The organism is Mesorhizobium sp. M0938 (genome assembly GCF_040319125.1).
GTDB lineage: Bacteria > Pseudomonadota > Alphaproteobacteria > Rhizobiales > Rhizobiaceae > Mesorhizobium > Mesorhizobium robiniae.
Map to the genome: position 1 here is coordinate 74,268 of NZ_JAMYNS010000014.1, position 14,473 is coordinate 88,740.

At 64.2% G+C, this 14,473-nt stretch carries 14 protein-coding genes; 8 read left to right on the plus strand and 6 right to left on the minus strand.

Features of this window, described 5'->3' with window-relative positions; translation table 11 throughout:
- Positions 1 to 49 precede the first annotated feature (49 nt).
- Entirely contained in the window at positions 50 to 934 is an 885-nt protein-coding gene (locus tag NKH73_RS23065) for a ParB/RepB/Spo0J family partition protein (RefSeq protein ID WP_352936571.1), read from the plus strand.
- A gap of 410 nt (positions 935 to 1,344) precedes the next feature.
- Here NKH73_RS23065 and holA read toward each other — a convergent pair whose 3' ends face one another.
- Positions 1,345 to 2,388: a DNA polymerase III subunit delta gene (holA, locus tag NKH73_RS23070; RefSeq protein WP_352936573.1), complete on the minus strand. Its 1,044-nt coding sequence runs from the start codon at positions 2,386 to 2,388 to the stop codon at positions 1,345 to 1,347.
- A 418-nt stretch (positions 2,389 to 2,806) separates the two neighbouring features.
- Here holA and NKH73_RS23075 point away from each other — a divergent pair, with 418 nt between their 5' ends.
- The 4 genes from NKH73_RS23075 (at position 2,807) to lpdA (ending at position 8,042) form a co-directional block, all read left to right on the plus strand.
- Positions 2,807 to 4,039, plus strand: a complete 1,233-nt coding sequence (locus NKH73_RS23075) for a 3-methyl-2-oxobutanoate dehydrogenase (2-methylpropanoyl-transferring) subunit alpha (protein WP_352936575.1) — start codon at positions 2,807 to 2,809, stop codon at positions 4,037 to 4,039.
- Positions 4,040 to 4,041: 2 nt separating this feature from the next.
- Complete coding sequence (locus NKH73_RS23080; RefSeq protein WP_352936577.1) at positions 4,042 to 5,055, plus strand: alpha-ketoacid dehydrogenase subunit beta; 1,014 nt, start codon at positions 4,042 to 4,044, stop codon at positions 5,053 to 5,055.
- Between the two features lie 12 nt (positions 5,056 to 5,067).
- Positions 5,068 to 6,396: a dihydrolipoamide acetyltransferase family protein gene (locus NKH73_RS23085; protein ID WP_352936579.1), complete on the plus strand. Its 1,329-nt coding sequence runs from the start codon at positions 5,068 to 5,070 to the stop codon at positions 6,394 to 6,396.
- A 248-nt stretch (positions 6,397 to 6,644) separates the two neighbouring features.
- A complete protein-coding gene (lpdA, locus tag NKH73_RS23090) occupies positions 6,645 to 8,042 on the plus strand; it encodes a dihydrolipoyl dehydrogenase (protein WP_352936581.1) in 1,398 nt (465 codons plus the stop codon).
- A gap of 230 nt (positions 8,043 to 8,272) precedes the next feature.
- On the opposite strand, the gene NKH73_RS23095 is transcribed toward lpdA, so the two are convergent.
- Positions 8,273 to 9,376: a saccharopine dehydrogenase family protein gene (locus NKH73_RS23095; protein ID WP_352936583.1), complete on the minus strand. Its 1,104-nt coding sequence runs from the start codon at positions 9,374 to 9,376 to the stop codon at positions 8,273 to 8,275.
- Positions 9,377 to 9,502: 126 nt separating this feature from the next.
- Here NKH73_RS23095 and NKH73_RS23100 point away from each other — a divergent pair, with 126 nt between their 5' ends.
- Positions 9,503 to 9,931 (plus strand): Lrp/AsnC family transcriptional regulator, encoded by a 429-nt coding sequence (locus NKH73_RS23100; protein ID WP_352936585.1) that lies wholly within the window; start codon positions 9,503 to 9,505, stop codon positions 9,929 to 9,931.
- 12 nt (positions 9,932 to 9,943) lie between these two features.
- Here the strand turns inward: NKH73_RS23100 and NKH73_RS23105 are convergent, their stop codons facing one another.
- From NKH73_RS23105 to NKH73_RS23120, 4 genes are all read right to left on the minus strand, one after another.
- Positions 9,944 to 10,153, minus strand: coding sequence for a hypothetical protein (locus tag NKH73_RS23105; RefSeq protein WP_352936587.1), 210 nt, complete (start codon positions 10,151 to 10,153; stop codon positions 9,944 to 9,946).
- Positions 10,150 to 10,905 carry a COG4280 domain-containing protein gene (locus NKH73_RS23110; RefSeq protein ID WP_352936589.1) on the minus strand — a complete coding sequence of 252 codons (756 nt, stop codon included), beginning with the start codon at positions 10,903 to 10,905 and terminating at the stop codon, positions 10,150 to 10,152. Before NKH73_RS23110 ends, NKH73_RS23105 begins: the two co-directional genes overlap by 4 nt.
- Before the next feature lie 153 nt (positions 10,906 to 11,058).
- A complete protein-coding gene (locus NKH73_RS23115) occupies positions 11,059 to 11,544 on the minus strand; it encodes a hypothetical protein (RefSeq protein WP_352936591.1) in 486 nt (161 codons plus the stop codon).
- 69 nt (positions 11,545 to 11,613) lie between these two features.
- Positions 11,614 to 12,372 (minus strand): SDR family NAD(P)-dependent oxidoreductase, encoded by a 759-nt coding sequence (locus tag NKH73_RS23120; RefSeq protein WP_352936593.1) that lies wholly within the window; start codon positions 12,370 to 12,372, stop codon positions 11,614 to 11,616.
- A gap of 246 nt (positions 12,373 to 12,618) precedes the next feature.
- Between NKH73_RS23120 and NKH73_RS23125 the strand changes: the two genes are divergently transcribed.
- Positions 12,619 to 12,984, plus strand: coding sequence for a RidA family protein (locus NKH73_RS23125; RefSeq protein ID WP_352936595.1), 366 nt, complete (start codon positions 12,619 to 12,621; stop codon positions 12,982 to 12,984).
- Positions 12,985 to 13,007: 23 nt separating this feature from the next.
- A complete protein-coding gene (locus tag NKH73_RS23130; RefSeq protein ID WP_352936597.1) occupies positions 13,008 to 14,243 on the plus strand; it encodes an amidohydrolase/deacetylase family metallohydrolase in 1,236 nt (411 codons plus the stop codon).
- Positions 14,244 to 14,473: the final 230 nt, after the last annotated feature.

Here is a 14,473-nt window from a genome sequence, read left to right on the forward strand (position 1 = left end):
GTAACGACTTGCAGAAGCTGATTCGATATCGAAACGATCTGGACAGACGATGAGCGAAGACCTTTCAAGAAAAAGACTGGGGCGGGGACTGGCCGCGCTGATCGGCGAAATCGACCGTCCGGCAGCGGTGGAAAAGCAGGGCATGAATGCCGACGGCAAGGTGCCGATCGAGTTCCTGAGCCCGAACCCTAAAAATCCGCGCCGGCATTTCGGCGATGCCGACCTGACCGATCTTGCCCAGTCGATCCGCGAACATGGCGTGGTGCAGCCGGTGGTGGCGCGGCCGTCGCCGACGCAAGCTGGCCGCTATGAGATCATCGCCGGCGAGCGGCGCTGGCGGGCGGCGCAGCGCGCCGGGCTGAGCGAGATCCCGATCATCGTGCGCGACGTCAACGATCGCACCGCACTTGAGCTGGCGATCATCGAAAACGTCCAGCGCACCGACCTCAATCCGGTCGAGGAGGCACTCGGTTACCAGCAGCTGATCGACGATCACGGCTACACCCAGGCCGATCTCGGCCAGGTGATCGGCAAGAGCCGCAGCCATGTCGCCAACACGCTGCGGCTGCTGAAGCTGCCGGACGTGATACGCGACATGCTGGTCGATGGTGCGCTGTCGGCCGGCCACGCCCGCACATTGGTGACGGCAGAGGATCCGGCTGGCCTGGCCAAGCGGATCGTCGAGGAGGGCCTTTCGGTGCGCCAGGCCGAGGCGCTGGCGCAGATGCCGGCGGGTGCTCCAACCGTAAAGCGACAGGCTGCGGAGCCGGCGCAAAAGGATGCCGACACGCTGGCGCTGGAAAAACTGATGACCGACACGATCGGTATGATCGTCACGGTCGAGCACAAGGAGCGCGGCGGCGTGCTGCGCGTCGCCTACCGGACACTGGATCAGCTGGATGAGTTGTGCCGAAGGCTGAAGCAGGAGCGGTAGTTAGCCGGCAAATTACTTCGGGAATCTGTTGGTCTTTCGGCCAGGCAAGCTTTCAACTCCTGGGGTCTTCGCGATCTTTTCCTGCCGTTTGGCACCGCCTTTCACCTGCCTGCCGGCATCCTCTCCCGTATAGTGACGGGAGAGGGGCGCTGTATCCGACGTTTCGCCAATCAGCAGCGTGGAAGGAAGTGCGCCGAGGCTGAAGCTGCCAATCTCCCTCCTTGTGGGGGAGATGCCCGGCAGGGCAGAGGGGGGCGCGAAGGAACTCCAACTTCTGCGGTTTCTAGCCGAACAGAACCCAAGCATCATCTGAGAGTTTGACAAAAAGGAACCGGTGGACAGGTCGGCGGGACAGCGCCCCCCTCTGTCCTACCGGACATCTCCCCCACAAGGGGGGAGATCAAGCTCTTCTACCTCTGCGCCAGCCTCGCACTCTCCACCGCGATGCCGAGCAGCGCCTGCCGGGCCAGCGCGACCGATAAATCCGGCCGGCGGCGGGTTTGCAGGACAGCCGTCTGCAATCGGGTCAAAGCGCGGCCCAGCGCCTCGCTGTTCCAGCGTTCGAGGGCTTTCTCCACCAGTTTGCGCCGCGTGAAGAAAACTGGCGGGCGCGCCGCGGCAACGACCGAAGCGGCATTTCGGCCGCCGGTGTCCATCTGCCCGCGCATCGCCTGGATCGCCTGCAGCTGCCGCATCGCCGACGAAAGCACCAGAAAGGCCTGGCCACCGGACTGGCAGTGGCGGGTAAAGGCCATGTCGAAGTCGCCGACCTTGCCTTCTAGCAAGGCATCGACGGCATCGTCGAAGGAGAGACCGGAAACGTCGCCCGAAGTCGCCTTGACGTCGTCGAGGCCGATCTCGGTCTGGCCATGGGCGTAAAGCACCAGCTTCTCGATCTCGCCGCGCGAGGCCAGCCGGTCGCCACCGAGGTTGCGGCGCAGTGCCTGCCTGGCCTCCAGCGTCATCGACATGCCGGCCTTGCGCAATTCGTCGTCGATGACCGTGTCGATGTCGCGGGCCTCGTCGGCGTAGCACGGCAGCGCCATGGCAATGTCGGCCGCCTCGACGATGGCGCGCAGGCCGACGCCTTTCTTCAAGTCGCCGGCTTCAATGAGTATGATCGCATCCTGCGCGGGCTCAGCAGTCAGCGCCTTGACGTCGTCGGCAAGCGCCTTCTGGCCGGAGGCATTGCGCACCCAGAGCAGGCGCCGGTCTGAAAACATCGGCACGGTTCGCGCCTCGTCGAGCAGGCGGCCCTCGTCGCGATCGACTTCCGAACCATCCAGCCTGACCACCGAGAACGGATCGTCGAGGGGCAGGCCGGTTTTGCCGGCAAAGGCCTTAGCCCGCTCGGCGACGAGCCCGCGGTCGGGCCCGTAAAGCAGGACGATCGAGATGCGCGGATCCGGCCGCGCCAACCACGAATCGACCTCGTAACCTTTCTTCTGTGCCATGGGGGATGGTTAGCATGATGCGGGCGCGGGGTGAAACGAGATTGGGGGCAAAACTGCCGGTGCTGCCTGACTTAGGCGCAGGGCAGCCAGCGGGTTTGGTCGTGGGCCAAGTTAGCCTGCAACGCGTAACATCAGCCGAGGAGTGCGGCGATCCAGTGCTCGCTCGCGTGCCCCGCCCGGCGCCCTGATCTGAATCGCAACGTTCTGATCCGCGAATTGCTTATCTGGCGGGAACCCGGCGCAATCATTCGCCAAATTGCGCGCTGGCGCGGAAGATCGACAAGAAATTTCGCCGACATATCTTCATCTTGGCGAGTGCTAGCTGGCGCGGTCGTTGGCCCGAAGACTTGCCCAACGAATTGGCAGTGGTCGGGCGGTGTGCAAATATCGCTCCGGGCAACATTGGAGGATCGTGGTCATGGCCGATGCAGGAATGTTGCGTTTCCATGTGCCGGAACCGGAAGTGCGGCCGGGAGGGACGCCGGATTTCTCTGACGTGACCATCCCCAAGGCCGGCTCGGTGCCGCGTCCCGAGATCGATGTCGATCCGCGCACCATCCGCGATCTGGCGTTTTCGATCATCCGGGTGCTCAACCGCTCCGGCGAAGCCGTCGGGCCATGGGCCGGGCTGCTTTCCGACGACGAATTGCTGGAAGGGCTGCGCCACATGATGACGCTGCGCAGCTTTGACGCCCGCATGCAGATGGCGCAGCGCCAGGGCAAGACCTCCTTTTACATGCAGCATCTCGGTGAAGAGGCGGTGAGCTGCGCCTTCCGCAAGGCGCTGGCGCCGGGCGACATGAACTTTCCGACTTACCGGCAGGCCGGGCTGCTCATCGCCGACGGCTATCCGATGGTCACGATGATGAACCAGATCTATTCGAACGAAGCCGATCCGCTGAAGGGGCGGCAGTTGCCGATCATGTATTCGTCGAAGGAGCATGGCTTCTTCTCGATCTCCGGCAATCTGGCGACGCAATACATCCAGGCGGTTGGCTGGGCGATGGCTTCGGCGATCAGCAATGATTCGAAGATCGCCGCCGCCTGGATCGGCGACGGTTCGACGGCCGAGTCCGATTTCCATTCGGCGCTGGTCTTCGCCTCGACCTACAAGGCGCCGGTCGTGCTGAACGTCGTCAACAACCAGTGGGCGATCTCGACCTTCCAGGGCATCGCCCGCGGCGGCTCCGGCACTTTCGCCGCCCGCGGTCTCGGCTTCGGCATTCCGTCGCTGCGGGTCGATGGCAACGATTATCTCGCCGTCCATGCGGTGGCCAAATGGGCCGCCGAGCGCGCGCGGAAAAATCTCGGGCCGACGCTGGTCGAATATGTCACCTACCGCGTCGGCGCGCATTCGAGCTCCGACGATCCGTCTGCCTACCGGCCCAAGGCCGAGTCCGACGCGTGGCCGCTCGGCGATCCGATTGTCAGGCTGAAGAAGCATCTCATTCAGCGCGGCGTCTGGTCGGACGAACGCCACACCCAGGCCGAGGCGGAGATCCTCGAAACGGTGATCGCGGCGCAAAGGGAGGCCGAGCGCCACGGCACGCTGCATGCCGGCGGCAAGCCATCGGCGCGCGACATGTTCGAAGGCGTCTATGCCGAGATGCCGCCGCATCTCAGGCGCCAGCGCCAGCAGGCAGGGGTCTGACCATGCCAAGACGGACAATGATCGAGGCGATCCGCGATGCCATGGACGTGTCGATGGCACGCGACGAACGCGTCATCGTGTATGGCGAGGATGTCGGCTTTTTCGGCGGCGTCTTCCGCTGCACGCAAGGGCTGCAGGCGAAGTACGGCAAGAGCCGCTGCTTCGATGCGCCAATCAGCGAAGCCGGCATCGTCGGCTCGGCCATCGGCATGGCCGCCTACGGCCTAAAACCCTGCGTCGAGGTGCAGTTTGCCGACTATGTCTATCCGGCCTACGACCAGATCGTCTCGGAGGCGGCGCGGCTGCGCTATCGCTCGAACGGCGATTTCACCTGCCCGATCGTGGTCAGGATGCCGACCGGCGGCGGTATTTTCGGCGGCCAGACCCACAGTCAGAGCCCGGAGGCGCTGTTCACACATGTCTCCGGCCTGAAGGTCGTTGTGCCGTCCAACCCGCATGACGCCAAAGGTTTGCTGATCGCGGCGATCGAGGATCCCGATCCGGTGATCTTCCTGGAACCGAAGCGGCTCTACAACGGACCTTTCGACGGCCATCACGACCGCCCGGTGACGCCCTGGTCGAAACATGAGCTCGGCGAGGTCGCCGACGGCCACTACACGGTCCCGCTCGGCAAGGCGGTGATCCGGCGGCCGGGGGCTGCTGTCACCGTGCTCGCCTATGGCACCATGGTCTATGTCGCGCAGGCGGCGGCCGAGGAGACCGGCATCGATGCCGAGATCATCGATCTCCGGACATTGCTGCCGCTCGATCTCGAGACGATCGTTGCCTCGGTCAGCAAGACCGGCCGCTGCGTGATCGTACACGAGGCGACGCTGACATCGGGGTTCGGCGCCGAGCTGTCGGCGCTGGTGCAGGAGAACTGCTTTTATCACCTGGAAGCGCCGGTGGCGCGGGTCGCCGGCTGGGATACGCCCTATCCGCACGCGCAGGAGTGGGACTATTTTCCCGGCCCCGCCCGGCTCGGCCGGGCCTTGCTTGAAACGATGGAAGCTTAAGAGGGGCTGACGATGGGCGAATATGTGATCAAGCTGCCCGATGTCGGCGAAGGCGTCGCCGAGGCCGAGCTCGTCGAATGGCAGGTCAAGGTCGGCGATCTCGTGCGCGAGGACGCGGTGCTGGCCGCTGTCATGACCGACAAGGCGACGGTCGAGATTCCGTCGCCCGTAGACGGCGAGATCCTCTGGCTCGGCGCCGAGATCGGCGACACGGTGGCGATCGGCTCGCCCATCGTCCGCCTGAAAGTGGCCGGTGACGGTAATGTAAAGCCGGAGACCGGCAAGCCGGAAAAGATCGCCAAAGCCGAAGCGCCGACAAAGGCAGCCGCCTCCAAGCCCGAGGCCGCCACAGCGGTGCCGAAGCCATCGCCCCAGGTGGCCGAGGCACAAGCGAAACAAGAGCGGTCTCCGGTCGTACCGAAAAGCAGATCACAGCCCTCCGTCTCCGGCGCGCTACGCCTCGAAGGTGAAAAGCCGCTGGCGTCGCCCGCCATTCGCCTGAGGGCGAAAGAGGCCGGCATAGATCTCCGGCAAGTTGCGGGAAGCGGCCCGGCCGGTCGCATCCAGCACGAGGACATCGATGCGTTCCTGGCGCGCGGACCGCAGGTGGCGAAGGTCTCCGGCCTCGCCCGCAACGAGACGATCGAGGACATCAAAATCGTCGGGCTCAGGCGCAAGATCGCCGAGAAGATGACGCTGGCAAAGTCGCGCATCCCGCACATCACCTATGTCGAGGAGATCGACGTCACCGCGCTCGAGGATTTGCGGGCCGCGCTCAACAAGGAGAAGCGTAGCGGCGCGGAACGGCCGAAGCTGACGCTGCTGCCGTTCCTGATGCGGGCGATGGTCAAGGCGATTGCCGACCAGCCCAACCTCAACGCGCTGTTCGACGACGAAGCCGGCATCATCCATCAGCATGGCGGGGTCCATATAGGCATCGCCGCGCAGACACCTTCGGGGCTGGTGGTGCCGGTGGTCAAACACGCCGAGGCGCGCGACATCTGGGACTGCGCCGCCGAGGTCGTCAGGCTCGCCGAGGCGGCCAAATCAGGCACGGCGACGCGCGACGAGCTCTCGGGATCAACCATCACCATCACCTCGCTCGGGGCCATGGGCGGCGTCGCGACAACGCCTGTGATCAATCACCCGGAAGTGGCCATTCTCGGCGTCAACAAGATGATGATGCGGCCGGTGTGGGACGGCACCCAGTTCATCCCGCGCAAGATGATGAACCTGTCCTCCAGCTTCGATCACCGGGTGATCGACGGCTGGGATGCTGCGGTGTTCATTCAACGGATCAAGACGCTGCTGGAGACCCCGGCGCTGATTTTCGTGGACTAGGGCGGAACGATCGAGATGATGGCGGGACAGCGCCCCCCTCTGCCTTGCCAGGCATCTCCCCCACAAGGGGGGAGATTGGACGTCGCCACCGCTTTCGCCAATCTCCAACGTAGCAGGAATGGGCGAAGCGCCGAAGTTGCCAATCTCCCCCCTCGTGGGGGAGATGTCCGGCAGGACAGAGGGGGGCGTGAAGGATCGCTACAGAACGTTTCTTCGGATCGAGTGCGGCGACGAGTTAGGGTCACAACATGAAGGAAATCTCCTGCAAGCTGCTCGTCATCGGCGCCGGGCCCGGTGGCTATGTCTGCGCCATCCGCGCCGGCCAACTCGGCATCGACACGGTGATCGTCGAGTTCGGCAAACCGGGCGGCACTTGTCTCAATGTCGGCTGCATTCCGTCCAAGGCGCTGATCCATGCGGCCGAGGAGTTCGAGAAAATCTCCCACATGGCCGGCGGCAAGAGCCCGCTCGGCATTTCGATCACAACACCTTCCATTGATCTCGAAGCCACCACCGCCTGGAAGGACGGTATTGTTAGCCGGCTGAATAGCGGCGTTGCTGGTCTGCTCAAGAAGGCCGGGGTCAAGACGGTGCATGGCTGGGCGAAATTCCGGGACGGCAAGACCGTCGAAGTCCAGACCGAGACCGGGATGCAGGTGGTTCGCGCCGAGACGGTGGTGATCGCGACCGGCTCGGCGCCGGTCGAACTGCCGTCGCTGCCGTTTGGTGGGCCGGTGATCTCGTCCACCGAAGCGCTGGCGCTGAGCGAAGTGCCGGAAAGGCTTGCCGTCGTCGGTGGCGGCTATATCGGGCTGGAGCTTGGGATCGCCTTCGCCAAGATGGGCGCCAGGGTGACGGTGGTCGAGGCTTTGCCGCGCGTACTGGCGCAGTACGATGCAGAGCTAACCCGGCCGGTCGTGAAGCGGCTCGCCGAGCTCGGTATCGAGGTGCTTGTGGGCGCCAAGGCCAAGGGGCTGTCGACCAAGGGCGATGCGCTGCTGGTCGAGACGAAGGACGGCAAGAATGCCAAGATCGCTGCCGACAGAATCCTGGTCACCGTCGGGCGCAAGCCAGTGATCGAAGACTGGGGACTCGACCAGATCGACCTCGATATGGCGGGAAAATTCATCCGCATAGACGACCAGTGCCGCACCTCGATGCGCGGTATCTTCGCTATTGGCGACGTCACCGGCGAGCCGATGCTGGCGCACCGGGCGATGGCGCAAGGCGAAATGGTCGCCGAGATCGTCGCCGGTCACAAGCGCAGCTGGGACAAGCGCTGCATCCCCGCCGTCTGCTTCACCGATCCGGAGCTCATTACCGCAGGCCTGTCGCCTGAGGAGGCCAAGGGGCTCGGCGGCGAGATCAAGGTCGGGTTATTTCCGTTTGCCGCCAACGGCCGCGCCATGACCAAGCTTGGTGAGGAGGGCTTTGTCCGGGTCGTTGCCCGCGCGGACAATCATCTGGTGCTCGGCATCCAGGCCGTCGGCCAGGGCGTGTCGGAACTGTCGACGGCCTTCGGCCTGGCGCTGGAAATGGGCGCAAGGCTGGAGGACATCGCCGGCACCATCCATGCCCATCCGACACAAGGCGAGGGTTTTCAGGAAGCGGCGTTGAAGGCGATGGGGCATGCGCTGCATATATGATTCGGAATAGTGCAAGGAGTGGTGATGCCGGCGGGACAGCGCCCCCCTCTGTCCTGCCGGACATCTCCCCCACAAGGGGGGAGATCGGACGTCACGCCGGCTTTCGCCAATCGTCAACGTTGCGGGATGAGCGAGGCGCCCGTGCTGCCAATCTCCCCCCTCGTGGGGGAGATGCCCGGTAGGGCAGAGGGGGGCGCGAAGGATCGCCAACCTCGCCTATTTGAGACGGGTCACCCCGCCAGTCGGCTCACCATCTCATGCTGCGCATAGGCGTGGCCGAAGCGGTTGGCGAGGAAGGCGTCGAGCGCGATGTCCTCCTGTTTGATGAAACCCTTCGCCGGCAAGGTTCCGTCGGCCAGCATGTCGAGCACCGCACAGATGGCGGACGCTGTGGTGATCTGGATGGCGCTGCGCACCATGTCGCCGACACGCTTGGCGTAGATCTTGTTGGCGTAGGTCTCCTGCAGCAGGCGGCCGTTCTTGCGGCCGCTGACGGTGACGAAGACGATGACCACGTCCTGCAGCGTGGCCGGCAGGGCGCTTTCAAAAATGTCCTTCAGCACGTCGCGACGATGGCGCAGGCCGAGATCGTTGAGCAGCGCCTTCATGATCGCGGCATGGCCGGGATAGCGGATGGTGCGGTAGTTCAGCGTGCGCACCTTGCCTTTCAGCGTTTCGGCCAGCGTGCCGAGCCCGCCCGAGGTGTTGAACGCCTCGTAGGTGACGCCGTCGAGCGAGAATTCCTCGCGCTCCTCCAGCGGCGGCACTTCGATCAGCTCGCCTTCGACGATCGCCTCGCAAGGCTCGCAATATTCGTTGATGACGCCGTCCGTGCTCCAGGTCAGATTGTAGTTCAGTGCATTCGACGGGTATTGCGGCAGCGCGCCGACCCGCATGCGCACGCTTTCCAGCGTGTCGAAGCGGCTGGCGAGATCATTGGCGACGATCGAGATAAAGCCCGGCGCCAGCCCGCATTGCGGGATGAAAGCGCTGTTGGCGGAGCGCGCCAGTTCCTTGACCCGCCTGGTGCTGACGACGTCCTCGGTCAGGTCGAGATAGTGGACGCCGGCGCTGGCTGCCGCTTCGGCGATGCGCGTGGTCAAGTGGAAGGGCGCGGCGCTGAGCACCGCGAACTTGCCGGCCAGGGCTGCTTCGAGCGTGCCTGATGCTTCGATATCGAGTTCCAGCGTCTCGACCGTATCAGGCAGTTCGGCTGCGCCGAGCTGTGCGGCCGAGCGGTCGACGAGGGTGACGTGATAATCGCCGGTGGACGCCAGCATCTCGGCAATGGTCGAGCCGATCTTCCCCGCGCCGACAACGATGATTTTCTTCATGACCGATTCCCTCACCCGAACGTTAATTGCGAAGAACAGATTCGCAGCTTGCCTGTCGAAAGGAAGCGTGGAATTGTGCGAAACGAAGCCTCTTGTTAATCAAAATGCCGATGAGGTTCGTCGAAAGTGCTTAGCAACGCCGAACAGGCCCTGCTTTCCCTGCTGCGGGTGAACGCGCGCGCCTCGACGGCCGAGCTGGCGCGGCGGCTCGGCGTGTCGCGGACGACGGTGCAGAGCCGGATCGAGCGGCTGGAGCAGCGCGGCATCATCTCCGGCTATGGGGTCAGGCTTTCGCCTGATTACGAACAGGGACTGGTGCGGGCGCATGTCCTGCTTACCGTCACGCCCAAGCTTGCCGACAAGGTGGTGCGCAGCCTGCAGGCGCTACCGCCGGTGCGGACGCTGCATTCTGTAAGCGGCAATTTCGACATGATCGTCATCGTCGACGCGCCGTCGATCAAGGATCTCGACACACTCCTCGATCAGATCGGCGCGATGGACGGGGTCGAACGGACGTCCTCCTCGATCATCCTGTCGACGCGGATCGATCGGTGAGTGCTGCCCGGATTACCGGTTCCGCGCGGCGCGCCGCACGCTCTGCACCAGGATCGCGAGGCAGCCGATTAGCAGCAGGATGCCGCCAACGAGCGGCGGCAGCGCCAGGAATTTTACCGCTGCCGTGATTGCCGCGATCAGCAGCAAAGCGAGCAGCGCCAGATTGCCGTCGTCGACGAACATGCCGATGAATTCCCTCACGGCAAGACGAACGATGTTCATCGGACCAATCCTCCGATGGGTGCGGGATAGGCGCTGCGCAGCCAGCGGACGATGGCAAAGGACGCCAGCGCGACGATAGCGAAGATCGCGAGCAGGGCCAGATCGTCGCCCGGCCAATCGGCGCCGATGCCTTCACCGGTCCAGAAGATGCCGAAGCTGGTCAGCATCAATCCGACGATGAATTTGAGCGCATTTTCAGGAACGCGCGCCAGCGGCCGATGCAAAGCGAGGCCGACGAGCATCACCAAAACGAACGCTGCCAGGGCGCCGAGGCTCGCATAGAGCGTCTGGCCGTGTGCTGCGCCGACCGCGATGACGATGAACACCACCTCGACACCTTCGAGCAGCACCGCCTTGAACGCCGCCACCCCGGCCAGATAGTCGGCCCGCCGATCATTGGCCTGCCGATGCAGCACCGCGGTTTCTCTGGAAAAGGCCGCCTCCTCGTCACGCAGGGCGATGACACCGGCGCTGCGCAGGATGGCCTTGCGCAGCCAGCGCATGCCGAACAGGATCAGCAGCACACCAACGACGAACTGCATGATGGTGATCGGAACGAGCGCCAACAGCGGCCCGAACGCCAGGACCAGCACGGCGAGCAGCGCCAGCGCCAGTGCCGCGCCGATCAGCGCCGGTCGCCAGCTGCGCGTTACGCCGACAGCCAGCACGATGGTGAAGGCTTCGACGACCTCGACGAAGGATGCGAGAAACGCGGCTGTAATGGTCGAGACGATGGGTGTGAAGCCGGTCATGATTCCGTCCCTAGGGGCTAGGATCGCTTCTTACCATGGACGCGGGGGTCGGTACCCGCCACCGATTCTCACAAATTTGTGCCAGCGAGCGATCGCTTCGTCATTCCCAGGGTCTGCGCTCCGCTTCGCCCTGAGATGACGAAGGCATCGTGGCTAACTCCCGAGCGGATGCGGCATGTAGCCGACGAAGCCTGATATCTTCCAGCTTCCCTCGACCTTGGTGCAAAAATACAGGGTTTGCCATTTCAGCCTATCGGCGCTGCCGTCGGGTTTGGCGATCGAGCCGTTGAATTTCTTGTGCAGCACGGCGCGGTCGCCGTCGACGTCGATATCGCGCATGTTGGTGATGCGAAACAGCGCCTCGCGCAGCGGTTCGGCAAATGTCGTCGCCGCGGTTTCCCTGGCCTGGCGCAGCCACTCGTCGCGATAGCTGCGAAGCGTCGGGAATTGCAACCGCCAGGCGTCTGCGTCGCTGAGGAAATGAGCGTGCATGCCGAAGAAGCTCAAAGCGACGAAATCATCCTCGACCATCGCCCAGTCCTGGCCGAGGAAAGCGTCGATGTCGCGCCGCACCAGCATCTCCCAGAGCGCATGGCGGTCGGCGTCACCGGGCGGAAACGGGTTCTTGTCGAAGGTCACTTTTGCTCCCCCTGTCTTGCTATGTTTGGGTGTTGCGATGTTTCGGTCGTGAAGGCTCGACTGATCCGATCAGCCGCCGATCTGGTCGAGAAACGGGAGATTGCCGGCCATCAGGCCGGCGTCGACATTCAAGGTCGTGCCGGTGATGCCGCTGGCAAAGGGCGACGCCAGGAATATCGCGGCGCGGGCCACCTCGGCCGGTTCGACCAGCCTTCCCAGCGGATAGAGCTTGCCAACGGCGGCGAGGATCTCCGGCTTGTGGGCGAGGCGGTGTTCCCAGGCGCCGGTCCGGATCGAGCCAGGAATGACAGCGTTGGCGCGGATGCCGTTGCGGCCTTCCTCGGTGGCGATGGCGCGCATCCAGGCGTTGAGTGCTGCCTTGGCGGCGGCATAGGCGGGATTGCCGAAATGGGCCTGTGCGTTGACCGAGGAGATGAACACGAAGGCGGCGCCCTGCGGCTGGTTGCGCATGACGGGAAGCAGTGCCTGCGACAGCAGGGCGGCGCTGCGAAAATTCAGATCCATTTCGTGATCGAGAGCCACCGTCGAGACATCGGCGAGCGTTTCCGCCCGCGTCCAACCGGCGTTGGAGATGACTGCCGCCGGTGCAGCATTTTCGCCGATGCGCTTGGCAAATGCCGCCACGGCCTCGTCATCGAGCAGGTCGAAGTGATGCGCCTCTTCTATCCCCGCGCCGGTCAGGTCGGTGCCCTCGCGATCGCAGGCGACCACCCTGGCCCCGCAGGCGGACAGGACAGCGACCAGCGCGCTACCAACGCCGCCGGCGGCACCTGTCACGACCACGCTGCGGCCACCGAAATCGATCATGCGGCTCCTCGCTTTTCCCTCGCCAATCCTCGTCCGCCGGATTTCTTAGCGCAACCGCCTGCGATGCAGGATGCTGATGCTCTTGTAATAAAGCAACATGAATTCCAAAAAATGTTGCTTTCCAACACGGCCTATATGAGGATCGCCCGGACAGGCATAGACCTTTTGGCGGGAAACGGGCAAACCGGTGCAGCGGAAGAGCCCGAACCGCGGGCTCGCTGATGTCCTTGAACAGGAGACTTTTCCTTGCCCAAGCAGTGTTTTGGAACATCCCATGTGCCGCTGTCGCCGGCGGTCCGGGCTGGCGATATGGTCTATGTCTCGGGCCAGGTGCCTGTCGGCAGCGACGGTGTGGTGGTCAAGGGCGGCATCGCCGAGCAGACCGAGCAGGTGCTTTCGAACGTTAAAGCAGCCCTGGCGCTGGCCGGCTGCACCATGGACGACGTCGTCAAGACGACCGTGTGGCTAGAGGACGCGCGCGACTTCGGCGCCTTCAACGCCGTCTACGCCAGGCATTTTCCAAAAGATCCACCGGCGCGTACCACCGTCGAATCGCGCCTGATGATCGACATCAAGATCGAGGTCGAGGCTGTCGCCTATAGACCGGTGTGAAGACGGAACGGAGGCGGACGCCGATGCAATTTGATCTCCTCCTGAAGGGCGGCCGCCTTATCGATCCGGCGTCCGGCCTCGACGCGCAACGCGACCTGGCCATTGCCGATGGCCGTATCGCCGCGATCGATACCGACATCCCCTTCGACCGTGCCGCGCGCGTCATCGATGCCACCGGCTCCATCGTCGCGCCCGGCCTCATCGACCTGCACAGCCACGTCTATTGGGGCGGCACCTCGCTCGGCGTCGATGCCGACCGCCTCGCCGCCAAAAGCGGCACCACCACCTTCATCGATGCCGGAAGTGCCGGCGCCGGTAATTTCCTCGGCTTTCGCCGTCACGTCATCGAGCGCTCGAAAGTTCGCATCCTGGCCTATGTCAATATTTCCTTTGCCGGCATTTTCGGCTTCTCGCAGACCGTTTCGGTCGGCGAGTGCAGTGATCTCAGGCTCTGCGAACCGCGCGAGACGGTGGCGGCGGTGCGCGAGCATCGAGACGTGGTTGTCGGCGTCAAGGTCCGCTCGGGGCGCCATGCCGGCGGCACCAGCGGCATCGCGCCGGTTGATCTCGCGCTGGAGGCCGCCGATCAGGTCGGCTTGCCACTGATGGCGCATATCGACGAGCCGCCGCCCGGCCGTTCGGAAGTACTGCCGCGGCTGCGCAAAGGCGACATTCTCACCCACTGCTTCCGGCCGTTTCCCAACGCGCCGATCTTCGCATCGGGGGCGGTGCGGCCGGACATGCGGCTGGCGCGCGAGCGCGGCGTCATTTTCGACATCGGCCACGGCATGGGCTCGTTCGATTTCGAGGTAGCCAAGGCGATGCTTAAGGAAGGGCTGGCGCCGGATGTGATCAGCAGCGATGTGCATCTCTACTGCGTCGACGGGCCGGCTTTCGACATCCTGGTCTGCATGTCGAAGCTGCTGGCGCTCGGCATGCCGCTGGTCGAGGTGCTGCGCGCTGCGACACAGCGGCCGGCCGAGGCGATCGCAAGGCCCGATCTTGGGGCACTTACGGTTGGTGCCGTCGGCGACATCGCGGTGCTGCGGCTGCGCCCGGGGCGTTTCACCTTCGTCGATGCCGTCGGCGCGTCGCTGGTCGCCGAGCAGAGGCTGGTCTCGGACGGCATCGTGGTCGGCGGCACCTGGTGGCCGAACGAGGCCGTAGACGATCTGAGCGATACCGAGCGCTTCGAAGCGGATGCCCATGAGACGCATGTCGATGTGGTGGCCAGGCATTTCGGGCATCGACACGAGTGAGAGCCGGGCTTGCCGCCACGCGTTCGTCATCCTAGGGCGGAGCGACGCGAAGCGGAGCGCAGACCCTGGGATCCATGCCGTAACTGTTGCCGAAGAATGCAGCGGTTCAGACGTTCAACGGAACCGAACGCATGCCTGCGGAGGCAAGGCGCCCGGTTCTGGGTCCGCTTCACATGTCATAGATGGAACGGCATGGATCCCAGGGTCTGCGCCGCGTCGCTGCGCTCCTT